This window comes from Lacticaseibacillus daqingensis (genome assembly GCF_003946115.1).
GTDB classification, from domain to species: domain Bacteria; phylum Bacillota; class Bacilli; order Lactobacillales; family Lactobacillaceae; genus Lacticaseibacillus; species Lacticaseibacillus daqingensis.
Map to the genome: position 1 here is coordinate 193,542 of NZ_RHOH01000004.1, position 24,674 is coordinate 218,215.

At 52.5% G+C, this 24,674-nt stretch carries 22 protein-coding genes; 3 read left to right on the top strand and 19 right to left on the bottom strand.

Features of this window, described 5'->3' with window-relative positions; all coding sequences use genetic code 11:
- Window positions 1-212: 212 nt before the first annotated feature.
- From rfbD to map, 11 genes are all read right to left on the bottom strand, one after another.
- On the bottom strand, window positions 213-1,055 hold the full coding sequence (rfbD, locus tag EKM88_RS07105; RefSeq protein ID WP_125704624.1) for a dTDP-4-dehydrorhamnose reductase: 843 nt from the start codon (window positions 1,053-1,055) through the stop codon (window positions 213-215).
- Between the two features lie 65 nt (window positions 1,056-1,120).
- Window positions 1,121-2,146 (bottom strand): dTDP-glucose 4,6-dehydratase, encoded by a 1,026-nt coding sequence (gene rfbB, locus EKM88_RS07110; protein ID WP_125704626.1) that lies wholly within the window; start codon window positions 2,144-2,146, stop codon window positions 1,121-1,123.
- 2 nt (window positions 2,147-2,148) lie between these two features.
- A complete protein-coding gene (rfbC, locus tag EKM88_RS07115) occupies window positions 2,149-2,721 on the bottom strand; it encodes a dTDP-4-dehydrorhamnose 3,5-epimerase (RefSeq protein ID WP_125704628.1) in 573 nt (190 codons plus the stop codon).
- Entirely contained in the window at window positions 2,718-3,596 is an 879-nt protein-coding gene (gene rfbA / locus EKM88_RS07120) for a glucose-1-phosphate thymidylyltransferase RfbA (RefSeq protein ID WP_125704630.1), read from the bottom strand. The genes rfbC and rfbA overlap by 4 nt, the downstream gene beginning before the upstream one ends.
- A 133-nt stretch (window positions 3,597-3,729) precedes the next feature.
- Complete coding sequence (locus tag EKM88_RS07125) at window positions 3,730-4,668, bottom strand: glycosyltransferase family 2 protein (RefSeq protein WP_125704632.1); 939 nt, start codon at window positions 4,666-4,668, stop codon at window positions 3,730-3,732.
- Window positions 4,668-5,942, bottom strand: coding sequence for an oligosaccharide repeat unit polymerase (locus tag EKM88_RS07130; protein ID WP_125704634.1), 1,275 nt, complete (start codon window positions 5,940-5,942; stop codon window positions 4,668-4,670). The genes EKM88_RS07125 and EKM88_RS07130 overlap by 1 nt, the downstream gene beginning before the upstream one ends.
- Window positions 5,943-5,997: 55 nt before the next feature.
- The gene (locus tag EKM88_RS07135) at window positions 5,998-6,630 is read right to left on the bottom strand and encodes a P-loop NTPase family protein (RefSeq protein ID WP_125704636.1); all 633 of its coding nucleotides are present in this window, start codon (window positions 6,628-6,630) and stop codon (window positions 5,998-6,000) included.
- A gap of 35 nt (window positions 6,631-6,665) precedes the next feature.
- Window positions 6,666-7,430 carry a YveK family protein gene (locus EKM88_RS07140; RefSeq protein WP_125704638.1) on the bottom strand — a complete coding sequence of 255 codons (765 nt, stop codon included), beginning with the start codon at window positions 7,428-7,430 and terminating at the stop codon, window positions 6,666-6,668.
- Window positions 7,414-8,487 carry a phosphomevalonate kinase gene (locus EKM88_RS07145; RefSeq protein WP_125704640.1) on the bottom strand — a complete coding sequence of 358 codons (1,074 nt, stop codon included), beginning with the start codon at window positions 8,485-8,487 and terminating at the stop codon, window positions 7,414-7,416. The genes EKM88_RS07140 and EKM88_RS07145 overlap by 17 nt, the downstream gene beginning before the upstream one ends.
- Window positions 8,488-8,731: 244 nt before the next feature.
- Window positions 8,732-9,676, bottom strand: coding sequence for a glycosyltransferase family 2 protein (locus EKM88_RS07150; protein WP_125704642.1), 945 nt, complete (start codon window positions 9,674-9,676; stop codon window positions 8,732-8,734).
- Between the two features lie 75 nt (window positions 9,677-9,751).
- Entirely contained in the window at window positions 9,752-10,546 is a 795-nt protein-coding gene (gene map / locus EKM88_RS07155) for a type I methionyl aminopeptidase (protein ID WP_125704644.1), read from the bottom strand.
- Between the two features lie 151 nt (window positions 10,547-10,697).
- Between map and EKM88_RS07160 the strand changes: the two genes are divergently transcribed.
- Window positions 10,698-11,159, top strand: coding sequence for a flavodoxin (locus tag EKM88_RS07160; protein ID WP_125704646.1), 462 nt, complete (start codon window positions 10,698-10,700; stop codon window positions 11,157-11,159).
- Window positions 11,160-11,222: 63 nt separating this feature from the next.
- Here the strand turns inward: EKM88_RS07160 and EKM88_RS07165 are convergent, their stop codons facing one another.
- Window positions 11,223-11,594 (bottom strand): GtrA family protein, encoded by a 372-nt coding sequence (locus EKM88_RS07165; protein WP_125704678.1) that lies wholly within the window; start codon window positions 11,592-11,594, stop codon window positions 11,223-11,225.
- A 103-nt stretch (window positions 11,595-11,697) separates the two neighbouring features.
- The gene (locus EKM88_RS07170) at window positions 11,698-12,579 is read right to left on the bottom strand and encodes a YihY/virulence factor BrkB family protein (RefSeq protein ID WP_125704648.1); all 882 of its coding nucleotides are present in this window, start codon (window positions 12,577-12,579) and stop codon (window positions 11,698-11,700) included.
- Window positions 12,580-12,880: 301 nt separating this feature from the next.
- Between EKM88_RS07170 and EKM88_RS07175 the strand changes: the two genes are divergently transcribed.
- On the top strand, window positions 12,881-13,942 hold the full coding sequence (locus EKM88_RS07175; protein WP_125704650.1) for an LCP family protein: 1,062 nt from the start codon (window positions 12,881-12,883) through the stop codon (window positions 13,940-13,942).
- A 47-nt stretch (window positions 13,943-13,989) separates the two neighbouring features.
- On the opposite strand, the gene EKM88_RS07180 is transcribed toward EKM88_RS07175, so the two are convergent.
- The 3 genes from EKM88_RS07180 to EKM88_RS07190 form a co-directional block, all read right to left on the bottom strand.
- Window positions 13,990-14,379: a hypothetical protein gene (locus EKM88_RS07180; protein ID WP_125704652.1), complete on the bottom strand. Its 390-nt coding sequence runs from the start codon at window positions 14,377-14,379 to the stop codon at window positions 13,990-13,992.
- A gap of 93 nt (window positions 14,380-14,472) precedes the next feature.
- Window positions 14,473-15,864: a DUF2252 domain-containing protein gene (locus EKM88_RS07185; protein WP_225418451.1), complete on the bottom strand. Its 1,392-nt coding sequence runs from the start codon at window positions 15,862-15,864 to the stop codon at window positions 14,473-14,475.
- A 361-nt stretch (window positions 15,865-16,225) separates the two neighbouring features.
- On the bottom strand, window positions 16,226-16,828 hold the full coding sequence (locus EKM88_RS07190; protein WP_125704656.1) for a TetR/AcrR family transcriptional regulator: 603 nt from the start codon (window positions 16,826-16,828) through the stop codon (window positions 16,226-16,228).
- A gap of 253 nt (window positions 16,829-17,081) precedes the next feature.
- On the opposite strand from EKM88_RS07190, the gene EKM88_RS07195 reads away from it, so the two are divergent.
- Window positions 17,082-18,317, top strand: a complete 1,236-nt coding sequence (locus EKM88_RS07195) for an aminopeptidase (RefSeq protein ID WP_125704658.1) — start codon at window positions 17,082-17,084, stop codon at window positions 18,315-18,317.
- A gap of 672 nt (window positions 18,318-18,989) precedes the next feature.
- Here EKM88_RS07195 and EKM88_RS07200 read toward each other — a convergent pair.
- From EKM88_RS07200 to EKM88_RS07210, 3 genes are all read right to left on the bottom strand, one after another.
- Entirely contained in the window at window positions 18,990-20,456 is a 1,467-nt protein-coding gene (locus EKM88_RS07200) for an EndoS/ChiA family endoglycosidase (RefSeq protein ID WP_125704660.1), read from the bottom strand.
- Window positions 20,457-20,670: 214 nt separating this feature from the next.
- Window positions 20,671-22,137: an LPXTG cell wall anchor domain-containing protein gene (locus tag EKM88_RS07205; protein ID WP_125704662.1), complete on the bottom strand. Its 1,467-nt coding sequence runs from the start codon at window positions 22,135-22,137 to the stop codon at window positions 20,671-20,673.
- Window positions 22,138-22,493: 356 nt separating this feature from the next.
- Window positions 22,494-24,374 (bottom strand): LPXTG cell wall anchor domain-containing protein, encoded by a 1,881-nt coding sequence (locus tag EKM88_RS07210; RefSeq protein WP_125704664.1) that lies wholly within the window; start codon window positions 24,372-24,374, stop codon window positions 22,494-22,496.
- Window positions 24,375-24,674: the final 300 nt, after the last annotated feature.

The window sequence follows — 24,674 nt, forward strand, 5'->3', positions numbered from 1 at the left end:
TCTCTCTTTATCATACACAAGAAGCTAAGCTACGTCCGTTAATTTTTTCTGTTAAAAAGCAAAAATCATCTAGCTCTGCTGTTGATATTAATGGCCCCGTCTGTTGCTAGATGTTAAATACAAACAATAAACCCGCAATCTCACAAACGAGACTACGGGTTTGCTTTGACGGACACATATTAAATCTATATGCTTCTTAGCTCAGTCAGCACTTATTTATCAATCACAGCCATAAACTCATGCAGCGCATCTTGCCAAGTCGGAATCTCAAACCCTGTGGCCTTGGTCTTACTCAGATCCAAAATAGAATGCCGTGGTCGCCAAGCCTTTTGTGGATATTCGGCAGAGCTGACAGGCGTTACAACTACATTCTTGTCCTTCAGGATCTCGCTTGCAAACTCATACCAGTTACAGCTATTGTCTTCAGACAGATGATAGATGCCATAGTCCAGCTTCTGATCGACCGCAAACGTCATGAACTCTGCGAGTGTCTTGGTCCATGACGGCCGCCCGTACTGATCATCAACAACGGTCAGGTGGTCATGTGTCTTGGCCAAGTTCAGCATCGTGTACACGAAGTTGTGCCCGTACTCGCCAAAGACCCAGCTGGTGCGGATAATGTAATACTTCGTCGCAAATTTCTGAACCGCAAGTTCGCCTTCATACTTGGTGCGCCCATATTCGTTTCGTGGCGCTGGTTGATCATCGACCGTGTAAATCTCTTTGCTATCACCATCGAAAACATAGTCCGTGCTAATGTAGACCAACGTTGCATCAACGGAGGCGGTAGCCTTCGCAAGGTTGCGCGTCCCGTCAACATTGACGAGCTGATTGATCGCCTTGCCCTCGTCTTCGGCCTTGTCAACGGCAGTGTACGCCGCGCAGTGGTAAACCACGTCCGGCTGATAGTCAGCGAAGTACGCGTTAACAGCCGCTTCGTTCGTGATATCTAGTTCCTTCGCATCGGTCGCGCGGTATGCGATCGCCCTGCTGTCCAGCAGGTGACGCAACTCCGTACCCAACTGCCCGTTCGCACCAGTAATCAGAATTTTCATGTTCAGTCATCTCCATCATGATAAAAAAGCGAAGCTGAACCAGCCTCGCTTCAGTGTTTTAACGTTTATTGCCCCTGCTTTGCGTACTTGGCCTCAACGGCCGCCTTTTCGGCTTGCCACCAGGCTTCATTGTTGGCGTACCAGTCGATGGTGTGCTTCAACCCAGATTCAAAGTCCGTATACTGAGGCGCCCAGCCGAGTTCGGTCCGCAACTTGGTTGAATCGATCGCATAGCGCAGATCGTGACCAGGGCGGTCCTTGACCTGTTCGTAATCGGATGGATCCTTGCCCATCAGGCGCAGGATCATTTCAAGAACGGTCTTGTTGTCTTGCTCGCCGTCCGCGCCAATCAAGTAGGTCTCACCAATCTGGCCCTTGGTCAGAATCGTCCAAACGGCAGCGGAGTGATCACTGGTATGAATCCAGTCCCGCACGTTTTTACCCGTCCCGTAAAGCTTCGGCTGAATACCCGACAAAATGTTGGTAATCTGCCGAGGAATGAATTTTTCGATGTGTTGGTACGGGCCGTAATTGTTCGAGCAGTTGGAGATAGTCGCCCGCACCTTGAAGGAGCGGGTCCACCCGTGCACCAGCATATCAGATGCTGCCTTGGTGGAGCTGTATGGGCTGGATGGATTATAGCGGCTCTCGGTGGTGAACTTCTCGCCAACCCCTTCGCCGTGGCCCGGAAGATCCTCGCGAAGTGGCAAATCACCATAGACTTCATCAGTGGAGACATGGTGGAAACGCAAATCATACTTGCGGGCAGCCTCAAGCAACGTGTACGTCCCGACCACATTACTGTGCAGGAACGGACTCGGGTCCTGCAACGAGTTATCATTATGACTTTCAGCCGCATAGTGAACGATCGCGTCAACTTGACTGGCAAGTTTGTCGACCAACGGCGCATCGCAAATATCTCCCACGACCAGCTGAACCCGATCACCCAGGATATCGGCAATATTCGCCTTATTCCCCGCATATGTCAGCTTATCCAGCACGACGATCTGCACATCTGGGTGGTTCTCGTAGACGTAATGAACGAAGTTAGAGCCAATGAACCCGGCCCCACCGGTTACCATAATTTTCATGCCTAAATCTCCCCGTAAACGAAGTTGTTATCCGCATCCTTAAGTTGTGGGTGCTTCTTATCTTTGTCGGACATGATCAAGTGATCCATAGACATTGGCCATTCGATACCGATATCCGGGTCGTCAAAGGCGATCCCCCGGTCCGCGTTTGGGGCGTAGTAACCTTCCACCTTGTAGCAGAAGTTGACATTCGGCGTCAACGTAATGAAGCCGTGCGCAAAGCCCTTAGGTACCAGCAACTGACGGTGATTGAACTCGCTCAGAATGTACCCTTCCCATTGACCATAGGTTGGCGACCCCTTACGAATATCGACCAGCACATCCTCAACAACGCCGGTCACAACCCGAACCAGCTTAGCTTGTGCATCCTTACCGTACTGGTAATGCATCCCGCGCAACACACCGGCTTCTGCGGACAGTGACTGGTTGTCCTGATTGAAGTCATTGGTGATGCCCGCCTCGATGAACTTTTCGCGTGTGTATGTTTCCGTGAAAAAGCCGCGGTTGTCCCCGAACACGTCGGTTTCAATCAGTTTCACATCTTGTAACTTGGTTGGGATAATCTTCAAACTCACTTGGCTACCTCCTGATCCACGAGCCGCAACAGGTACTGCCCGTATTCTGTCTTCTTAAGTGGTTGCGCTAACTTGGCCACTTGATCGAGGTCAATGTAGCCCATCCGGTAGGCGATTTCTTCAAGACAAGAAATCTGTAGGTTCTGCCGGCGCTGAATTGACGCAATGAAGCTTGAGGCTTCCTGCAAGGATTGGTGCGTCCCAGTATCAAGCCAGGCAAAACCGCGACCCATCAGCTCAACATCGAGCGTACCAGCTTCAAGGTAGGCCTTGTTAACGTCGGTGATCTCGAGCTCACCACGATCCGACGGCTTGATACTCTTGGCAATCTTCACAACATCATTGTCGTAGAAGTACAGTCCAGTAACTGCATAGTTGCTGGCCGGATGTTCAGGCTTCTCCACGATTGACTTGGCGTGCATGTTCTCATCGAAGTCAACAACGCCGAAGCGCTCTGGATCGTTGACGTGATAGCCAAAGACCGTTGCACCCTTCTCCTTGGCTGCCGCGTGTTGCAGCATCTTGGACAGGCCACCACCATAGAAGACGTTGTCGCCAAGGATCAGGCAGACGGAATCGTCACCGATGAAGTCCTCGGCCAAGATGAATGCTTCTGCCAAGCCATTGGGGTGCTCCTGAACCTTGTAGGTCAAACTCAGTCCAAGATCAGACCCATCGCCGAACAGTTCCTCGAACCGTGGTAGGTCCTTGGGCGTCGAAATCAGCATAATGTCCTTAATACCCGCTAACATCAACGTAGACAGCGGGTAGTAGATCATCGGCTTGTCGTAAATGGGAATCAGTTGCTTTGAGATTGCGCGGGTAATTGGGTACAGACGCGTACCCGAACCGCCGGCTAAAATAATACCTTTCATGGATAACTCCTCCTAGATAACCTGTGTGCTGGTACCAAGCGCACAAATATTGTACTAAACACTCGCTAATATAACATAGCACGAGGACGCACAGGAAAATCAGTCCAAAAGCTTAAGATATCTTAGGTATCTGCTAGTCTTCATTAGACGAGGAAGCCCGTGGACGAGTAAGAATTAAAACAAAGAAGAGCAAGTTCTTAAGGACCCCCGTCTTAAGGATTCGACGTGTTCCTAAGGCCCAAACAGTGCGCCACCGACCAGCAGTCAGTAACGTTGAAACGATTTGGACATCAGCCTGGTCCGTTGACTTGATTGCGACACCTTGGGCTCGTATCGCGCCCGCCTGTCGTTGGACCTCTCGAAGACGTGACGTAGCTTGCCGCTTAGCGTCTAGCCGAAGTGCACGCTTCCAAAGTGGCGTTGTAGCCCCAACAACATTATTTCCATGTTGGCGATACAGAATCGTTGCCTCGTTCAAATAGACGAGTTGCCCACGCGCAGCGGCCACTAAGGCATACCACCAGTCATGCATAGCTGCAGGAATAATACTCTGAGCACAAACAATTTGCTTCAGCTCTTCGTTCAGAACAACGGTGCAACCTGTGACAGAATTCTGAACTAATAAATGATTGAAATCGAGCTGATTAGGATACTGATTTGCGCGATGCATGGATGGTTGTAGCGTTTGGAGCGTTTGATCTACAACTGTCAGATCTGTATAAACTAAGGCTGGTCCTGTCAATGTACGAATCTGTTTCAGAGATTGGCTAATCTTTTTAGGTAACCAGACGTCATCCTGATCACTAAAAAAATAATAGTCTGCAGTCACCATTTTGAGCAGTTCATGAAATCCTTGCTTTGCACCAAGATGCTTTGGGAGAGAATCCTCAAGACAGATGCGCGAATCGACAGCAGCCATCGTTTGAATCAAGGAAACCGTTGCATCCGTCGAACCATCATCGTGGATGTGAAGCTTCCATTCTGTAAAATCTTGTGCCTGAATAGACTGGATTTGCTCACGAATGAAATTGGCCCCGTTGTACGTTGCCATCAGAACTACAACTTTCGTCATTACTGCTCCTCTCGCGCTTGCTTCACCGTTGTTTTGCAGATGTTCCCCGTCACCTCAGCACGCCGGAGTCTAATCCGTTGTTTTGTTTGGGATACACCCTCTAGAATGAAAGGGAAAATCAACTGGACAGAAAGCCCTGTGTAAGTCAAAAAATCGATGAAAAACATAAACGCATAAATCGTACATAATGTTGCCAACCCGAGATAACGATACTTGTTCGCAAAGGTGTGTAGAAGAAGAAAGTACACAAAAGGAAAAACAAGCAGAAAAATTGCAAACAGTATCACGCCTGAGAAGCCCAAATACAGATAAGGTGCACTGAAAGCGGTCGAAACATTAAGCTCAGGGCTAATCTGCGAAACCTGAGGTACATTTTTGGTCGGAAAATGTTTCGAGATAAAATCCCAAATAAAGGTCTGCAAGAAAAATCCCTTAACAGAGTCAGCGGACACCTTGGGATCTTGATCTGTCATTGTTTTTTGCAAGTTAGCTAATGGTGACGCAACGTACGTGTATGCCCAGAAAAAAGGTTTAGGGATGCTAGATTCTTTGAAGGAATCTGTCGCACCACCTACACGCATCATAATCGCAGTATCTGTAATCGTAGAGATCTGATGGTAGTCACGTTGTGTTCGAAAATTACCAAATAGGCCGAACATATAGAGCCCTAAAATTCCAAGGACTACCGCACCAAGCTTAATCTTTGTTGAAATTTGGTCGTATCGGTACAAAAGCCAGTAAAAGACCCCTGAGCCAACCGACAGCGCAAATAGTCCACGATTAACTACCAGTAGAAAAATCAGTAACGTTGCACCATACAGAAACAGCAACTGGATTCGGTGTTTTTTCGCAAAACACAATTTTGCAGCAATCAGCAAACTAACGAAGGATGCCGACGTCATTAATAAAACATGAAACGTTGGAATCCCGAATGTTGTGTAGCTACCTGTGCCGCCTAACAATGGAATTCCCCGAGCGTGGACAAACTCTAAGATAAGCCCTAAGTACAGCGCTACAACAGTTTTCTGTAGTGCAGACAAGGAGAGTCTAATCCCACCGTTTGCGCTTACCGGTCGATCTTTCTCAAATGATCGTCTAAACAGCCAATGTGCGATAAAGCTGAACACGCAAAAGAGAAGCAAAAAGACTAGTAGCTTAATTGTCAGACTTGGAAACAAGTTGGAAAATCCCAAGCTGTAGAGCAGTAATGCAATCAAATACGATAACGCTACGAGCAAAAATGGTGAAAGCAATGCACAACCTCCCCTCGCCACAAACGCAGGTTCACTAGAACTATAAAGACACGGTTAGCGCTACCTCATTCAACTTCTAAAAGTCATAATGAGTTCGCTCTGAAGGGACGTCTACGTACACTGCAAATAGGTCATCGATCTGATTACGACGCAAACGAACCAGCGCGCGATCCAGATCGCTTTTCTTAGTCGTTCGATAACTAATCATCAACCCAACAGTATCTGCTAAGCTAGCGGCCAAAAGCATATCTGGCGTTGAAAGAAGAGGCTCACCACTGATAAGTACAACATCAAATTGTTCTTTTAGTTTATCAATCACGGCGGACATTGAACCATTTGCAATTGCCGGCACGAGTTTACCGGAAAGTTGCCCCCCTAATACAAGGCTTAAATCAGCGTCAACCGGCTGAAGTACCTCTGGCAATGCCGCTAATGAATCTGCTTGTAATAGAGTACGCTCCTTATCTAACGGGAAAATACCGCTCAGGATCTCGTCCGCATGCACTGACATACTGAGTAAAACAACAGAAACTTTTTGCGCTGCAAAGCTACGCGCTAAATCTACGGTTAAAGTGTCGCTACTGGATTGGCTCTCAGGCGGCAACAGCAAGACCACCTGCTTTTGCGTGGTCTTTAGTTGCAAATACAGTTGATCCTGAAAATCCCGTAGACTGTTTGAAAATTCTAGATGCCCGATATTATTTTTCATTCTTGCTTCGTCTCCTAACGAGGTGTGCTGTCAATTTATTTCCGAGACGGGAGTTCGCCAAGCACATGTAAATTACGCGCAGAGATATCACTCAAGGATCGCACGCGTGAGTCGAAAAGGGTGATGCAAAGCACAACAAAGAATCCAAGTGCTGCCGCTCCTATAGCTGCGGTAGCTGCATAAACCTTAGACTTTGAATTCATGGTGGCGGTACCTGGAGTCGCTTCTGACAACAGCGACAAGGAAGCATTACGATCACTAAGTCGCTTAACCATTTGCTTAAAGTCAGCGTACATCTGGTTCGATAATTTTGCCGACAAAGCAGCATCTCTACTTGTCACATTAATACTGAACACTCGCGAATTTACTTCATTCTCAATTGTTGCTGATTCATCGCCATTTTTAGCTAACTTGGCTTGTTCCGCAGGAGTTAATTTTTTAACCGCATTGTTAAGTAAACTAGGTTTAGACAGCACTTCCTTGTACGTGCTGAGCATTTGTGTGTCAGCCTGATTTTGGGTCAACACATTAGCCAATGTCTCATTATCGTCTTTATCGGTCATTTTGAAAACAAACGTGGCCGTCGACGAATACGTGGGACTGGCGTAAAGCTTTGGTACAACGAATCCACCAATCAGACCAACCACCGCAAGGGTGATTATGAAACCGGCATAGTGTCGTAAATTAAACAAGAATAACTTGATATTCAACATAATAGAATCCTTTCCACTAATTACTTTCAATCCAGCGCTCTGATCGTTGACTCTTTCAATAATATCATGGTTAGTCGCGAATTTCATGTACTTGAAATCTAAGGACTTCAATTCCCTGAGCCTTCCAAGCCATCAAAAGATCAGATATCTCCACTTGCTCGTCAACAATCGCAATGCCACAATCCCCCCCGCCTGCACCTGACGATTTAGCCGCTCCATGGAAAAGCTCTGCTGTATCGCATAGTTTAGCAAGTAAGGTCGTCTCAATATCAACACCAGAGAAACCTGACAGTTGCCGCAGAAGCGTTCGGTTGGCACGAACACCCGCCTGAATCATCATCGTAGAAGCCTGGCGAAAGCCTTGAATCATTCTTGTGACCGTCGTCCGACTATCAAATAGAAATTGGCTATACTCGTTTTTCCTAGTTCTACGTGCGATCGTAATTTTATCAACTAACTGTGACGTGGACGCCGGCGATCCCGTCCACCCAATTAACAAACTCATCTTAGGCGGGGCAGTCAGCAACTCAACCGACAGTTCTGGCCACACCATATCTAAGAGCTCCTTCAGACTATGTAACCGACGCTCCGCACTTAACCACGTCTTGTCAAAAGATTGATACGCAATCCATCCGCCATAAACTGATGCAGCAATGTCTCCGAGAGATCCATTTCCTTGGATGTCTAGGTGTGCAATCGCGGCCAATTTATATAACTTATCATTCGTCATCTTTAGTTCGTAGAATTGATTCAACGCTTTTACAGTTGCGACGGTCACCGCAGCGGAACTCCCAAGCCCATATTTCTTCCCATCGATCGAGTCCAAATCCGAATCAACTGATAAACGGTACAGTCCAAGGGGTTTACCAAGCTCTCGTGCATATTGCTCAGTCAGATGAATCGCGCTCAGTATATAATGGAAGGGATTATCACGATTATCAAACACCATCTCGTCCCCATCACGAGACCACATAAGCGAGTTCTCCTGATACTGCTTCGATATAATGCTCCCATACGACGGCATGCTTTCAACCGTAACTGTCACAAACTGGTCTATTGCCACAATAATAGCGGGGTATCCTGTTTCCACCACCGCGTATTCACCGGCAATGTATAACTTGCCTGGCGCCTGCGCTGTTATCACTTAATCAGAACCCTTCATCAATCTATCTCAGTCAAACTGCACGTGCCAATTATACGCGGTGCGTCCACCGGCCACGTACCATTGATCAAACTGTAACTATTTTTAAAGAAATGCCTCATCCTTCCAGCGGATGAGGCTTTTTTTCAAGTGATCTTCACAAATACAACTTGTGACGTTCCTATGGTCAAGTATCAGAAAAATGGGTGAAGACTCCAGCACAATAAAAACGTTCACTAACACGATACTAAGAATTGGTATCTTTTCGAGAATTTTGATCAGTTTCTTTTACCAAAAAAATTGGGCGGTGCTTAGTCTCAAGAAAAATCTTCCCAATGTACTTACCAATTATGCCAAGTGACAAAAGTTGAATCCCCCCTAGCAACAAAATCACGGAGACCAGCGAGGGCCATCCAGTTGTTGGATCACCCCAAAAAACAGCTCTTACAACGACGAAAATTAAACTGATTAAGGCACCGAAGCAACTCAGCGCCCCCACAAAAGACGCGATATTTAACGGAACATCTGAAAAATTGACAATTCCATCTATGGAGTAGTTGAATAACTGCCAAAACGACCACGACGTAGTCCCCGCAACTCGCTCTCGATTTTCGTAGGTGATATATTCCGTCTTAAAGCCAACCCAACTAAACAATCCCTTCGAAAACCGATTGTATTCTGCCAATGATAAAACCGCGTCTACCATCTGTCTTGTCATTAGACGGAAATCACGGGCACCATCAATCATTTCAGTATCACTTATTCTATTAATGACTCGATAAAACTGTCTCGCGAAAAAACTTCGAACTCTAGGTTCCCCAGCACGATTGCCCCTTCGAGTTCCTATGCAATCCATATCTCCAGAAAGAAGCTTCGACAGCATCTCAGGAAGTAGCTCCGGTGGATCCTGAAGATCAGCGTCCATCACAGTCACAAAGTCACCCCGTGCGCTCTTAAGCCCTGCATAGAGCGCTGCTTCCTTTCCAAAATTTCTTGAAAATGAAAGATAATGAACTGCGGAATCTTTCAAGCTAAGTTCACGTAATTTTTCAAGTGTTGCGTCAGTTGATCCATCATTCACAAAAACAAATTCAATCTCCATTGCTATTTGTTTACTGATTAATTTAACTTTATCATAAAATAAATAAATTGTTTCTTGCTCGTTAAAACAAGGAATAATAATCGATAGCATATGTACCAACCTTCCAGATGAAAAAGCTAGGTCAAAGATTGACCTAGCCAATTTTACCATATATACAAGAAAAAGTTAGAGCAAATACTTCGCGTCCGCCACCGGATCCTGACTGGTCAGAATCTTCGGTCCATCGTTTGTGATGACAATCGTGTGCTCGTACTGCGCACAATCGGACCCATCCGCTGTCACGTAGTATTCCCAATCATCCCCAAGTAAATCGTGAGACTTGATTTTCCATGTCCCGGTGGTGATCATTGGTTCGATGGTGATCGTCATCCCTGCCTTCAAGCGCAGCCCGTGACCGGGTTCGCCGTAGTGTGGGACGTTTGGACTTTCATGCATCGTCGGCTGAATGCCATGGCCAATCAGCTCACGCACGTCGCCGTAGCCGTTCTCATCTTCGGTGAAGTGCTGAATAGCGTAGCCGATGTCCCCGATGCGGTTGCCGACAACGGCCTGATCGATCCCGAGGTACAGGGCCTTCTTCGTGATGTCCATCAACTTCCGTCGCTTCTCAGAAATCTCACCCACCGCGTAGGTCCAGCAAGAATCACTCATGTACCCTTGCCAGTTCACCACGGTATCCACGGCCACGATGTCCCCTTCTTTAAGCATCAACCCCTTGCGTGGCGTGGCATGGGCCACTTCATCGTTGATGGACACGCAGGTGGCGTACTTGTAGCCCTCAAAGCCAAGCTCGGCTGGAACGGCGCCGTGGCTTTCGATGTACTCACGACCGACCTTTTCGATCTCCCAGCTGGAGATCCCTGGGCGGATGATCTCAGCCACCGCCTTGTGCATCCCGGCTAGAATTGCACCGGACTTGGCCATGCCTTCAATTTCTCGTTCTGACTTTAATGTAATCAACGCTTTGCATCTCCTATATTGCCTGCAATTTCATGAAATTATACTCGCTCTCAATCTTACCACAAGCCCTCTAATTTAACAGTCCTAGCGCAAGGCCGGCCTGTCTGCTATGATATGGCAAGAATCTTTTACGGAAAGGAACCTGATAATCGTGCCAATTGCTAAGATCGTCTATGCCAGCATGACGGGAAACAATGAAGAAATCGCCGGAATCGTCGAGGAGGAACTTGAGAAATACGGTTACGACGTCGAAACCGCGGAAGTCTCACAATCATCCGCGGCCGACTTCGAGGATGCTGACCTCTGCATCGTTGCGACCTACACCTATTCTGATGTCGGTGACGGGGTATTGCCCGATGAAGCCGTCGATTTTTACGAAGAGCTCAAGGAACTCGACCTCACCGGCAAGGTTTATGGTTGTTGCGGCAGCGGCGATCGCTTCTACGATGATTTCTGCACCAGTGTCGATGACTTCGACAAGGCATTCGCCGCGACAGGAGCCACGAAGGGCGCGGACAGCGTGAAGATCGACCTCGCCCCAGAGGACGATGACATCACCGCACTTGAAGCCTTCGTCAAGAAACTGACCGAAACCGTGTCGACTCAGGCATAACCGCAACGTCTACCGAACAAGCCAGGGCCACCCAACGAAATCGTGGGGTGACCCTGGCTTGTTTTAGCGAGTGCCCGCTTTAAAAATAACGAGCTTACTGAAGGCATAGTTGGCGACCACGACCACCACCTGAGTGATGACCTTCGCCACGAGTTGGCTGAGGTGCAGCCCGCTGATGAACAAGAACATGCACCCGTAATCGAGCCCCAACGAAACCACACGAGCGAAGACAAATTTTGTCAGCTCCCACAGCAACTCGCGGAGGTTCTCGGTGTGCGATTCAAACACCCACAACTTGTTCGTCACAAAGGCGAACAACACCGAGAGGCTCCAAGCCAGAAAATTAGCGAGCTGCCAGCTCATGCCTAGGTGCGTCAGCGCGTAGAAGCTGACAATGTTGACAACCGTCGTCCACCCGCCAAAGAAAAGATACATCGTAATGGCCCACCAGCCGCGCGCCACCAGCCACTGCTTCAATCGTTGTAAGTACTTGCCCACGTTTTGTCCCCGTTCCTCAATTAAGTCGTGTCAATCGCAATTATCGTTGTGCCCGATTCAACCGGCGCGTCACCCGGCGCCGCCGAACAAAATCATGGACCTTCCCCCGTGAATGCCGCAGCCGCCCACAGTAGTACTCCGCTACCACCGCGTTGACCACTGCCCCGATCAGCCACATCATCGCGCTAAAGTTGAGCCATAGTAGCAGCACCATGAAGGTACCGATTGTCCCGTACGAGTTGTAGCGCGTGCCAAAGTAGTGCATGTAGGTCGCGAATAACTGGGCTAGCGCAAGCCAGGCAGCAATCGTGAAGCCGGCACCCGGCAAAATCGTCCAAAACTTGATCCGCGCGTTGGGTAGGAAATAATCGATCAGCGTGATCACCACCACCAAGGCCACCAGTGTCACCGGCCAGCGCCACGCATTAAAGGTGGTCAGCCAATTATCTGACAGTCCCAGAATTGGCACGAGCCATTCCAAAAACTGCCGGCCAAACGCGAACGCGATCATCACTGCCCCAAGCGCAACAATCAGCGTGAAGAACATCAGCATCGAGATGATTCGCTGCAAAACAAAATTGCGTGGCGGCGTCACGCCGTATGCCTTGTTAAACCCGTTTTTAAGCCCATTGACGCCGAGGCTGGCGGCCCACAAGGTGGCCACCGCCCCGATCGATAAGATCCCACCACTGGTTGATGCCAGTAAGTTTTGAATAACGGGATTGATAAATGTCATGATGTCTTCCGGAATCACCTGCGCCAGATACGTGGAGACCCCGTTATAACTCAGTCCAAATAAAGGCAAGAGGTTCCCTGCAGTGATCAGCATCGGAAACAGGGACAGCAACGCATAGTAAGCTAGTGAGGCAGAGGTGGCACCAAGCTCCGCCTCACCAATACGTCGCAGTGAAAGTTTGAGCATTTCCCTGAACTTCAATCGTCGCGGGATATCTAATCGGGCAATTGGCACGCGGCCGGCACTGATGGCGCGGCGCTGGGTATCAGTCAACGCCGTTTTCGGCAACGTACGCGACGTGTGTGCAACGGTTGGCTTTCCCAAGGCGGTCTGCCCCCTTCTTGATCTTGTTGTCTTAATTATACCAGACCGGTCCTAAGTCGCGACAGCTCGGCTAAATCTAACATTATTGTTACGTTGAAGTTTTTGCGCGCTTTTACACGAAGAATCTAGTAAAATACAATCAGCGTATAATTGGAGGATTTATATGGATAATCGTGGTTCTCGCACCGCCAACCGGCCTAGCCGATTTCTTAAAGTGCTACTCCTGGTGCTACTCACCGTTCTAATGTTAGGCGGTGGCTACGCACTGCGCCTTTACTCCCAAGCAAAAGTGGCGATCGATAAAACCTACGTCACAAATAAGGAAACAACCAAGAAAAAAACGGTTGATCTCGCCGAGCAGAAGCCGATTAGCTTGTTGCTGATGGGCACTGACACAGGCGAGTTCGGACGCGAAGATCAGGGTCGTAGCGACACGATGATTCTGGTTACCATCAACCCGCAAGGCAAACGGACCACGATGATCAGCATCCCGCGCGATACACTCGCCCAAATTACGACGACCGAGTATACCGGTGCCAACAAGATCAACGCGGCGTATGCCTACGGAAGCTCAGAAGGCGCAGTCCGTGCCGTCAAGGACCTATTGAATGTCCCCATCAACTACTTCGTCATTGTCAACATGGCAGGGCTTGAGCAGATCGTGGATGGCGTTGGTGGCATCGACGTCGATGTGAAATTCAGCTGGCGTGATCCGTACGTCAATGCCTCCTTCACTAAGGGCCCTGCACACCTCAACGGCGCGCAGGCTCTCGCCTACGCTCGGATGCGCCATGCCGATCCGAACGGCCACTACGGCCGTCAGGAACGCCAGCAAGAGGTGATCACAGAGATTGTCAAAAATGCGCTCTCGGCCAAGTCGCTGACGAACTACCGTAGCCTGATGACCTCTCTGGCGGATAACATGCGCACCGACTTGACCTTCGATGAAATGGTCAAGATCGCTGAGAACTACCGCGGGGCCGCCGCTACTATCAACAAAAACACTCTTCAAGGACTGGGCGTTTACATCGGCGATGCCTCCTACCAGGTCGCTTCAACTAAGGACCTCCAGGCGACCTCCGACCTCGCCCGGACTGAATTGGGTTTGGCTACTGAAACGCTCGACAACTACAACACAAAGCAAAACGCGATGAACACTCAGATAGGCTTCAACTGGGACGACCAAGACAACCCGGCCTATCACCTTTATAAAAACCTCCAGTAATAGCAAACCCCCCCGTCAGTCGCGTGACTGACGGGGGTTCTTTTTGACTACCCCACCCGCCGCACCGCCCGGCGAAACACCAACCGAGTCGGGTCGGCCATCGCAAGCCGGTAGCTTCGGGCGGCGCGCAGGAAGCTGTGCACCAGTGGTGCTGAGGCAGTGAAGTACTGACCGTTGGTGACTTGGTTGGGCTCCAGGCGAAGCGGCCCCGCCTTGAAGTCGCCGTTGAAGAGCTGCTGATTCAGCATGATGGTGAAGGCCGTCTCCGTGAGCTGGCCAGTTGCAAGACCGCCGTGATGGTCCTCGTAGACGATGTCCCCGCGCCAGCGATTAGACAGTGCGAAGACAAAACTGATCAACTCCGATGATGACACGATGACGGACTGCGGCTGCTTCTCCAATCGCGCGATTAACTGCGCTAATGCCTCATCAAACATCCTGATCCCTCCGAGCGGCGTCATGGCCTTAGAATTGGGCTCAGTGTATGCCGGCGGGGCCAAACGCGTCAAGCCAGCCGCTTGTGCATTGCGTCACCGGTCGGCGGCACGCCGCAGCGCCGGAGCGGGCGCAAACGCCGCAACAAATGCGGCGTAGTCATCAATGACCTGGCCGAGGTAATCCTTGCACCAGTGCTGAATGGCGCCGTCCAGGTGCTTATCCATGTACCCTGCCGCCACGGCGGCCGAGGGGCTTTGGGTGTGGGCCAACGCGAGGAGGTACGCACAGACGTGACTGTACGCCTCGAACTGCGGCCAGGATAGCGCCAGCGGGTCGATGGACTCCTTCATGTCCCGAAACTGGCGGACATAGAAGCTCTTGTCCAGCTGGTTGAACCAGCCCAGGAATGGATCAGAGGCTTTTTGCAAAATTTGCTGAGCCGCAATGATCCGCTGGCCTTCACTGATTTCTCGACGCTGGTCAACGGTGATGTCATTGGGTGCCAGCACCCGCCGTCGCGGCAGGGCCTCTTTGATTTGAAGCACGAGGTGGCTGCCGTTCAGGCCAGTCAGAAGCAGGAGGTAGCAACTGGTGCCAAAGCTCCCAATGCCCACGGCGTGCCGCACCATGTCGGTCAGGTGGTACTGGCTTAACAACAGTGCAACATCCGCGCGGGTGGTGTGCTGGTAGTCGATGAAGCCTTGGCGCAACGCGGCTTCGGTGGCCGCGGTCACACGCACGGTACGCGGCGGCGCAACCTTGAATCGAAGCGCCCCGTCGATCGGTTCGGTATACTTTTTGACCACCGATTCCGAATCGCGGGTGGCGGCACGGTCGCGAATCTTGGCGATGAAGTCCACATCGGCTTGATCGGGCAGCGCCTGCATCAGGGTGGTGACGGCGCTGGAGGCGTAGAAGCGGGTCAAGGCGCCCTGCTTGAACGCCTTTTTGACCGTCTTGCGGTACGTTCGAACGATCTGGCGCGCCAGCTCGTCCAGCACGGCCTCCTCGAAGTGGGCCTGCGCGCCCAGCAGATACACACTGGTGATCAGCCGCTTGACATCAAACTCGAAGGCATTCGGCGCCGCCTCATCGAAGTCGTTCAGGTCAAACAGCAGATTGCGCTCCGGTGAGGCGTAAAAGCCAAAGTTCTGTAGGTGCGCATCCCCATCGCTGAGCACGCGAATCCCGGACTGGGCCCCGTGCGAGAGGTCATATGCCATCAGCTCGGCGGTGCCGCGGAAAAAGGCCGCCGGGCTGGCTGCCATCTTGGCGTGCCGTGCCGGCAGAAGCGTTGCGGTCAGATTCGTCTCGATCGCCTGGATAAAGGCCACCGGGTCGCGCTGGATCAGCGGCCGGTGCGCCAGGCTGTCCAGGGGCACGCGCGCTCGCAACTGTTTGCCCAGCGTGTGCAGGTCGGCGGCGCTCGCATGGGTCATCGTGTGCTGCAGCGCAGTGAGTTCGTTCAATAAATCGTCTGCCATCATCATCACCTCATGTTCACGCTACCGCACTCGTGCCGGTGACGCAAGTGATTGGCCGGAACGTGGGTGAGCGCCAACCCGCTTAGCCGATCGAAGTCACGGCAGCCTTGCGACTAACGCAACGCGCTGGGTTTCTCAATGGCACTGACCCCGACAATGCTGTACGGGCCCAAGGGGGCAAAAAAGCCGCAACTCACTGTTTTCAGTGATTGCGGCTTGATGCCACCGTTCTTTGACCGGTATTCTGCAGGGCGGCAGGTCCAACGGTCGCTCGGTTGCTTGTTTAATGAGCGTATCCCGGTCGAATTATGCGAAACGCACGCCGAAATCCGGTCATGGATCGCCCAAGCCAGCTGAGCGGCTAAAGGTTGTCGATCCCGCTCGCCAGGTCCATCGCCACCGGATTATCCGAGAAGCGGCCATTGACGATGAAATCGTGAATCACAGCCTGCAGGATGTCGATGGTCTGCTCCCGCGAGATGTCGATGAACCCAGAGGCCGTCAGGTTCGCGATTCCGGTGGCGACGATCCACAACCCCGAGATCGTGTTTGCTTGCTGCTCAGGCGTCAGGGCCTTCGCCGGGGCGTAGGTGTTCAACCGCTTGATCGCGGTGGTCAGCGCGTACTCCCGCATTTCATCGACGCCAAAGTGGTCCTCGATAAAGACCGCGCGGTACAGCTCGCGGTTGTCGGCGGCAAAATTGATGTAGGCGAGGCCGAGATCCACGATCGGATTCGTGGTGTAGCGGCGGGCCATTTTTGCGGCCAACGTCGTCTTGATCTCATTCATCACCGCCTGCTTCAGTTCGGCCATGTTCTCGAACTCAAGGTAAATCGGCTGCGTCGAACACCCCATTCGCCGCGCAATGTTTCTTGCGGTGAAGCGCTTGAACCCCTCCTCCACGACCAGCTCATAGGCTGCGTGTAGGATCTGATCACGCGTAATTAGCTTTTTGCGTGCCAACTCCAACTCCCCCTTCGCGCCACCACGTTTAATTGTGCAATAACGCTCTTATTATCGTTATTTTACCAGAGCCTCACGAAAACGCAAACAAACGACGAACAAAAATTATAAGTTTATGACGCCCGTGGCGAACACAGGTGAAATAACGCACAAGTAGTCGTGGCAATCAGTTTGTGATTTCAGTCCGTGTTATATTCCTTCCATTGACCCTTTCTGATACACTGAAGACATTAAAGCAAAGTGAGGAAAGCCTATGAGTGATGAAACCTTTACTGAGAACCTGCGGCAGTACGCCGAGCTGACCGTTGATCTGGGTGCCGGCGTGGGCGCCGGAGATACCGTGTACCTGCAGATCGGTACCGACCAGGCAGAATTTGCCCACCTGATCGTTGAAGCCGCCTATGCCCGCGGCGCCGCCGAGGTCCAGCTGTGGTGGCAAGATGACTTCATCAAGCGCCAGGACATGCTGCACATGCAGGAAGATCGCCTGTTCAACCAGCCGCCACAAACAGAGGCGATGATGACCTACTGGCTGGCGCACAACGCGAAGCGCATCACCGTCCTGTCCAGCGACCCGGATAACCTTTCCGGCGTGCCCAGTCAGCGGGTGGCGGGCTTCCAGGACGGATTCCAGAAGGTGTACAGCCAACTGTCCGCCGCCATTTCGTCCAATCGCATTTCCTGGACCATTGTGGGGGCCGCCTCCCCGGCCTGGGCGCAGAAGGTCTTCCCGGCCGCGGCAAGTCCAGAGGCCGCCACGCAACAGCTATGGGATGCGATTTTCAAAACCGTGCGGATCGACCAGCCAGAGCCGGAAGCAGCCTGGTCCAAGCACATCGCCAAGCTGAACGCCAAGGCCGCGTGGCTGAACGACATGGCCTTCGACCGGCTGCACTACCAGGCCCCCGGCACGGACCTGACAGTGGGGCTTCCTGACCACCACATCTGGACGGCCGCAGGGGCTGAAAACCCACAGGGCGACCACTTTGTCCCGAACATGCCAACCGAGGAAGTGTTCACCGTCCCAGACAACCGCCGCATCGATGGCACGGTTGCCTCCACCAAGCCGTTGTCGTACGCCGGCAACATCCTTGAAGGCATGCACTTCACCTTCAAGAATGGGGTGGTCACCGAAGCGCACGCGGACACCGGCGATGAGACCCTGCAGCACCTGCTCGGGATCCGTGGTGCACGTAGCCTGGGTGAGGTCTCACTGGTGCCAGACCCATCGCCGATCAGCCAATCCGGGTTGATTTTCTTCAACACCCTGTACGACGAAAACGCGTCCGACCACATGGCACTCGGCCAGGCCTACCCATTCTGCGTCGTCAACGGCACCAACATGACGCCTGAAGAGCTGGCCGCTGCCGGCCTCAACGACGCCGACACCCACGTGGACTTCATGATGGGCTCTGCCGATATGAACATCGATGGCATCACCAAAGACGGCAAAATCGTGCCCATTTTCCGCAACGGGGATTGGGCCTAACCACGCGAAAGACCAAGCCAGCATCGGCTTGGTCTTTTTTGCTCGTCCGGCGTTTTCAAGGCGCATAAAAGCCACCGCTGCTTGCGCTTCGGTGGCCGGTGCGTGCGATTACGTCCATGTATGGTCAAGCCCGCTTGCAGATGGGCCGCGTGCGGTGTGGGTGGACAGTGGGTTAAGGGCCGGTCCCTCATGTCACGGTGCACCGTTACCGGTAGCGGTTGTCCTGGTGTTGCAAGCGAGCCCGATCAGCTCCGCTTATCCCCTGATGTCCGACGATGGCGCTGTCGGGGCGAAAAACATGTGCACGCGCCGGGGTGGCGCCGCCAAAGGTACTTGGCGCGGATATCGCCTGATCAACCGAGGGTGCGCGCCGATGCCTCGACGCCTCGATGATCCGCTAAGTCTTAGGGCGAAAGCGTATCACCAAACTGCATTTTCGTCAAAAAAAGTGGTCCGATCACGCTTAAAAAAACAGTGGCGCATCTCGTCTCTGCCGGTTCAAGTGGAAAATTGCCCGATATCATAACGCCACGAGGCCAAAAAAAGATTCCTGACCGGCCGTGCCGCCGAATTCAGGAACCTGCGCGCACTCAAGCTGACGCGATCGCGCTAGCCCGGGTGCTTCGCCTGAATTACCCCATCATACCAAGCTGATAAGAAAACGCAGTCGGTTTAGCGGACACGCCGCCACAAGCCGCCAACTGTGATCAAGCTCCCCAGCCCGAGCACGACCGTCACCCAACTCACCACATTCCCCGTCTGAGGCAGTGGCTGCGATTTTGGGGTCGGCCGCTTCGCCGGTTGTGCCGCGGGATTGCCTGCGGGCTGATCCGTTGACGCCTGACTAGAATCCGTTTCGGTCGCCGGCTGACCAGTTGGCCCCCCGGCCGTTGCGGCATCCTCTTGCGCTGCGGGCACCTGTTCCGGTTGCGCCATCAGCACCTGCTCGTAGGCGGGATCAAACTCAGGCGCGACCGAATCAGACGCGGTATCCGCAACGAACACGGACACCACTTGGGTCAGATCCGTGGCCGCCGCGATCTGAGCCTGCAACGCAGCGACCTGCGCCGCATCCCAGCCCTTTTCGGCCTGCACCCGCGCCAGGAAGTGGCTGGCCTGTGCCTTGAGCGCCTCAAGGGTGACGCCCTTGGTCGTGGCGATCAGCACCTTGCTCATCCGAAACGTTGACGCGCGCACGTGGTCAATGTCATCCGTGCGGTTATCGCGGCCGTCGCGATCGCCTGCGTACATAAACATCCCACCCAAGTGGTTGGCCTGCACATACTGGGCCACTTTGACCGCGGGACTTTCTGCCAGAGTCGGCCGAACATCGGGGCCGTCTGCCACGCCTTCCTCTTCAAAAGTGAGCCCCGGGACGAATTGACTCAGCGGCACACCGATAGACTGGAAAAACTCACCGAAGTACTGCGCCGCCTCAACCGACTGCCCGTACTGCTGAAACGCGACAAGGTCAAAGCAATCCGCGATCGGTTGGAACACCTCCTCTTTATCCACCGTGGTGTCCCAAATCAGCTTCGTGCCATTGGCCGCCTTGGGCCCAAGCTCCGTTGACAGTGCCCGAACCACCGCAAAAACGATGGCGCGCTCCTCATCGGTCGGGCTAAACACCTCCGCGTCAATATCGAGACCGTCAACCCCGCGGTCGGTCACCAGCCGCTGCACGACCCCGTGCGCGTATTCCGCGATGCGCTCAGGCGTGGCGTAATCAGGCAGTGCCGGATCACTAGTTGTCCCTGCGGCCTGCTCCTGATAGGCGGCCTTGAAATCATTCACTAACCCGCGGTACGACAACGGTGAGACGACCTGTGTGCCCCGCTCGTGAAGGGTTGGCACGTACACCGTTTTGAGCGCCTCGAGAAAGTCGCCGTCATCTTGGATCTGACCCGCCGGCAAAAAGACGTTCACAATATCCACGCCGTAGGGCAGATCCGTCAGGGCCTGAACGTTGGGGTCCGTGATCGCGGAATGCGTCTTGGTGACCAAGCGATCGCGCCAAGCCCGGTAATACACCATGTAAAGGGGCGTGTCTGAAGCCGCGGCCACCGGCTGCGGCGTGAGCCACGCCAAGACCCCTGCCGCCACCAGCGCCACCAGTAAACCGAATCCTTTTTTTCTCATCTGTTCCTCCTTGTTAAGTAAGCGCTTTCTTATCCTCGAAAGTATACGAATTCGGTGCACGCATGGCAATTGACCGCAGCCCAAGGTTGGCACGCTAGCCTATACCAAGCCAACGCCACACGGTGCACACAAAAAAAGGTGCCAGAACCGCGCCCATATGGGCACAGTCCTGGCACCTTGCGGAATCACCGCACCGGGCGGTTATCGTGTGGCGTTATGCGCGTTTGCGCCGCTCGCCAGCAAGGCCAAACAGCGCACCGACCACGGCCAGCACACCGAGCCCAGAGGCGGCCATATTGGTGGCATCCCCCGTCTGTGGCAGGTGCTTGGCTTGTGTGGTGCCGGTTGGCGTAGTCGTCTTGTTCGCCGTGTTACTTGGTGTTTCGACCGGCGTCTCGGCCGGCGTTTCAACGGTCGTCTCAGGTACCGAAGCCTTGTAAATCGGGATCGTGTACGTGTTCGTCGCGGCATCGTGCGTAGCATTTTCCGTCCGCATCTTGTAACCGGCCGGCAACTTCGCCTCGACCGCGCTCATTGGGATCCCGGTCAGATCGCCTGTCACGGTGAAGGTGTGGGTGGTCTTTTCGTTCGTTGCTTCATCGACAAAGATGACGGTGATGGTCTTCGATACGGCGTCATTGTAAATCGGGATCGTGTACGTGTTCGTCGCGCGATCGTAGGTGGCCAGCTCCTGCACCACCTTGTAGCCGGTTGGGACACTGGCCTCGATCTCGCTCATCGGGACGCCGGTCAGCGCGCCAGTCACGGTGAAAGTGCGCGTCGTGGTCTGCTGGGTCGCCTGATCGACGAAGTGCACCGTGATGATCTTCGGTGAGGCGATATCGTAGATCGGCACCGTGTACACCTTCGTGACATCATCATATTTCGTCAGCGCCAAAACGGCCTTGAAGCCCGCCGGTGCACTGGCCTCAACGGTTTCCAGTGGCACCGCACCATCCTGTGGCACCACAAAGGTCTTAACCGTCACATTGCCCGACGCCTCATCGAGGTAGTGAATGGTGATTGTCTTGGTGGCCTCATCCACGGCGGCTACAAGCTGATCAACGGCGTCTGCCGCTTTTTGCTGCGTGTCCGCGACGTTATAGATCGGCACGGTGTACGCCTTAGTCGCATCGTCGTAGGTGGCCAGTCCGACCAACGTCTTGTAGCCGGCTGGCGCGCTGGCTTCAACCGTTGCCCGCGGCACGTCACCCTGTTGCGCGACCACAAAGGTTTTGGTCGTCGTGGCGTTGGTCGCCCGGTCCACATAGTGAATCGTGATCGTCTTGGTTGCGGACTCGCCGGTGGCTGTCACGAAATATGTTTTGGTGTAGGTTTGCCCCGCCACGAAGCCATCGTCATTCGTGTTGAGCCGTGACTCGTTAACCAAGGTATAACCAGCTGGTAGGTTCGCCGTCACCTCAGCCTTTAAGTCATCGTAGGACTGCCCAACTTGAGCTTGCAGGTCAAAACTGCCGACCGTGGCTTGTGTCCCCTGCACTACGTAGTTGATGCTGACAGGTACGGTTGTCGATGCGGTTTCAGCCACCTCTTCGGCCCCAACATGCGCCGTGGGCTGACCTAAAACCTGAATGCTGAATAGGCTGGCCGCCACAACGCCTGCCGCGAGCCAAGTTTTGTGGGCTTTATAGAGTTTTTTTGCGCCATTGCGATCTTTCATGAGTGTCTCCTCCTCAATGAATAATAAAAGTAGTCAACAAATTGAAGGTCGGTCGCTTTGAGCTCTCCCCACAGATGCTCGAATGATCATCCTTATACCTCCATAGTGTAGCGAAAAAGCTCCGTAAGTCAACGGTATTTATTCTGAATCATGAATTAAATTATATTAATAAACATTTTTAATTAGATTTTCATCCAGTTGAATAAATTTTTTAATAACATTTTTGATAAAAAGTAGATATAAAAGACGGCTTCAGTCGTCTTTTAAGCTTAAAAACAAGGTGCCAGAACCGCGCCCACATGGGCACAGTCTTAGCACCTTGCTTCATCACCGCGTTCGGCGGTTATTGTAAGACGTTATGCGTGTTTGCGCCGCTCACCGGCGAGGCCAAACAGCGCACCGACCACGGCCAGCACGCCGAGACCAGAGGCGGCCAGGTTAGTGGCGTCTCCCGTCTGCGGGAGGTGCTTGGCGGGTTGGGTCACGGCTGGCGCGGTTAATGTTGCGCCAGATTTTTTGGCCAGCTTGTGCACAGCGGTTTCAAATGTGTCAACCGCCTTAGTCAGCTTCTCCTGCGTTTTGACCACATTGTAAATCGGGATCGTGTACGTCCGCGTCTCGTTGTCATAGGTGCCCAGCGCGACCAGCATCCGGTAGCCGTCAGGAACAGAATTCTCAACGGTTGCCATGGGCACTCCACTGTCTACCGGGATGGTGTATCGTGTGACAAATTCTGCATTTGTGTCACGATCTACGAATTTGACGGTGATCGTCTTCGTCGCGGCCTTGATAGCCTCCGCCAGCTGGTTCAGCGCGTTGTCGGCTTGTGCCTTCAACTCTTCTGGCTTGTAAACCGGGATATAGTACTTGCCTGTTTCTGGATCTTGGATCGCCCCGGCTTCGTTGACCGTGTAGCCCGCCGGAACTTTTGCCAGCACCGTATCCTTGCTGATCCCACCCAGTTTTGCGACTGTGTAGGTGGACTGATCCAGCAAGTCATGACTGACCTGATCCACAATGTCGACACTGATCGTCTTCGTCGCACCCTTGATGGCTTCCGTCAGCTGGTTCAGCGCATTGTCGGCTTGTGCCTTCAGGTCTTCTGGCTTGTAAACCGGGATATAGTATTTGCCTGTTTCCGGATCTTGGCTGACCCCAGCTTCGTTGACGTTGTAGCCTGTCGGGACCTTTGCCAACACCGTATCCAGGCTGATACCACCCAGTTTTGCGACTGTGTAGGTGGACTGATCCAGCAAGTCATGGCTGACCTGATCCACAATATCGACACTGATCGTCTTCGTCGCGGCCTTGATGGCTTCCGTCAGCTGGTTCAGCGCGTTGTCGGCTTGTGCCTTCAGGTCTTCTGGCTTGTAAACCGGGATATAGTATTTACCTGTTTCCGGATCTTGGCTGACCCCAGCTTCGTTAACGTTGTAGCCTGTCGGGACCTTTGCCAACACCTCGTCCAGGTCGATCCCGCCAAGTTTTGCGACCGTGTAGGTGGACTGATCCAGTAAGTCATGGCTGACCTGATCCACAATATCAACACTGATCGTTTTAGTCGCAGCCTTAGCCGCAGCCGCAAGCTGATCAACCGCGTCTGCCGCCTTCTGCTGGGCGTCAGCCACATTATAAATCGGAATCGTGTACGTGCGTGAATCGCTATCGTAGCTTCCTTGCGATGGGAGCATCTTATAGCCATCCGGCACGGTCCCTTCAACCGTGGCCACCGGTACTTCGTCTGCCATCGGAATGGTGTACTGCGTTGTAACCGGGGCCAGTTGACCGGCCTGATCAATCAAGGTGATCGTAATGGTCTTGGTTGTCGGTGTGGTGGTCACCGGTTCTGTTGGTTCACCGGTCGGTGTCACATAATATGTTTTGGTATAAGTCTGGCCCACCACAAAACCATCGTCATTCGTGTTAAACAGCGACTCGCGCGCCAAGGCATAACCAGCTGGCAGATTCGCGGTCACCTCTTCCTGCAAGTCATCATAAGACTGACCCACCTGAGCCTGAAGGGTAAAGCTGCCCACCGTTTGGTTGGTGTCTCGTACCACATACTGAATGCTGACGGGCACCGTCGTTGTCGTGGCCTCAGCCGTCTCCGAAGCCCTGACATGCGCCGTCGGTTGCCCTAACACTTGAATACTAAATAGACCTGCTGCCACAACCCCGGCAGCAAGCCAGGTTTTGTGGGCTTTGTAAAGCTTTTTTGCGCCATTGCGATCTTTCATGAGTGTCTCCTCCTCCGTGGATAACAAAATGAAGGTTGGTCGCTTTGAGATCTCCCCACAGACGCTCGAATGATTCACCTTATACCACCATAGTTTAATGAAAATGTTCCACAAGTCAACAATATTTATTTCGTTTTATGAACAATATTGTATCTACATTTACTTCGGTCATCGTGAAGGCCAACTTGGCTCATTTTATTCATCATATTCTGGTTTTCAGCGTGACGGATTTACAATGTAAGTGCAACAAATTAACCAAATAGAAAAGACTCACAGCCTGAGTCCTTGTAAAATGAAATC

Bases quoted from the DNA above. Each gene is read 5' to 3' on its own strand.
- rfbD (WP_125704624.1), bottom strand. From the start codon at position 1,055: ATGAAAATTCTGATTACTGGTGCGAACGGGCAGTTGGGTACGGAGTTG.
- rfbB (WP_125704626.1), bottom strand. From the start codon at position 2,146: ATGAAAATTATGGTAACCGGTGGGGCCGGGTTCATTGGCTCTAACTTC.
- rfbA (WP_125704630.1), bottom strand. From the start codon at position 3,596: ATGAAAGGTATTATTTTAGCCGGCGGTTCGGGTACGCGTCTGTACCCA.
- EKM88_RS07125 (WP_125704632.1), bottom strand. From the start codon at position 4,668: ATGACGAAAGTTGTAGTTCTGATGGCAACGTACAACGGGGCCAATTTC.
- EKM88_RS07135 (WP_125704636.1), bottom strand. From the start codon at position 6,630: ATGAAAAATAATATCGGGCATCTAGAATTTTCAAACAGTCTACGGGAT.
- EKM88_RS07140 (WP_125704638.1), bottom strand. From the start codon at position 7,430: ATGAAATTCGCGACTAACCATGATATTATTGAAAGAGTCAACGATCAG.
- EKM88_RS07150 (WP_125704642.1), bottom strand. From the start codon at position 9,676: ATGCTATCGATTATTATTCCTTGTTTTAACGAGCAAGAAACAATTTAT.
- EKM88_RS07165 (WP_125704678.1), bottom strand. From the start codon at position 11,594: ATGTATCTTTTCTTTGGCGGGTGGACGACGGTTGTCAACATTGTCAGC.
- EKM88_RS07170 (WP_125704648.1), bottom strand. From the start codon at position 12,579: ATGCTCAAACTTTCACTGCGACGTATTGGTGAGGCGGAGCTTGGTGCC.
- EKM88_RS07175 (WP_125704650.1), top strand. From the start codon at position 12,881: ATGGATAATCGTGGTTCTCGCACCGCCAACCGGCCTAGCCGATTTCTT.
- EKM88_RS07180 (WP_125704652.1), bottom strand. From the start codon at position 14,379: ATGTTTGATGAGGCATTAGCGCAGTTAATCGCGCGATTGGAGAAGCAG.
- EKM88_RS07185 (WP_225418451.1), bottom strand. From the start codon at position 15,864: ATGGCAGACGATTTATTGAACGAACTCACTGCGCTGCAGCACACGATG.
- EKM88_RS07195 (WP_125704658.1), top strand. From the start codon at position 17,082: ATGAGTGATGAAACCTTTACTGAGAACCTGCGGCAGTACGCCGAGCTG.
- EKM88_RS07200 (WP_125704660.1), bottom strand. From the start codon at position 20,456: ATGAGAAAAAAAGGATTCGGTTTACTGGTGGCGCTGGTGGCGGCAGGG.
- EKM88_RS07205 (WP_125704662.1), bottom strand. From the start codon at position 22,137: ATGAAAGATCGCAATGGCGCAAAAAAACTCTATAAAGCCCACAAAACT.
- EKM88_RS07210 (WP_125704664.1), bottom strand. From the start codon at position 24,374: ATGAAAGATCGCAATGGCGCAAAAAAGCTTTACAAAGCCCACAAAACC.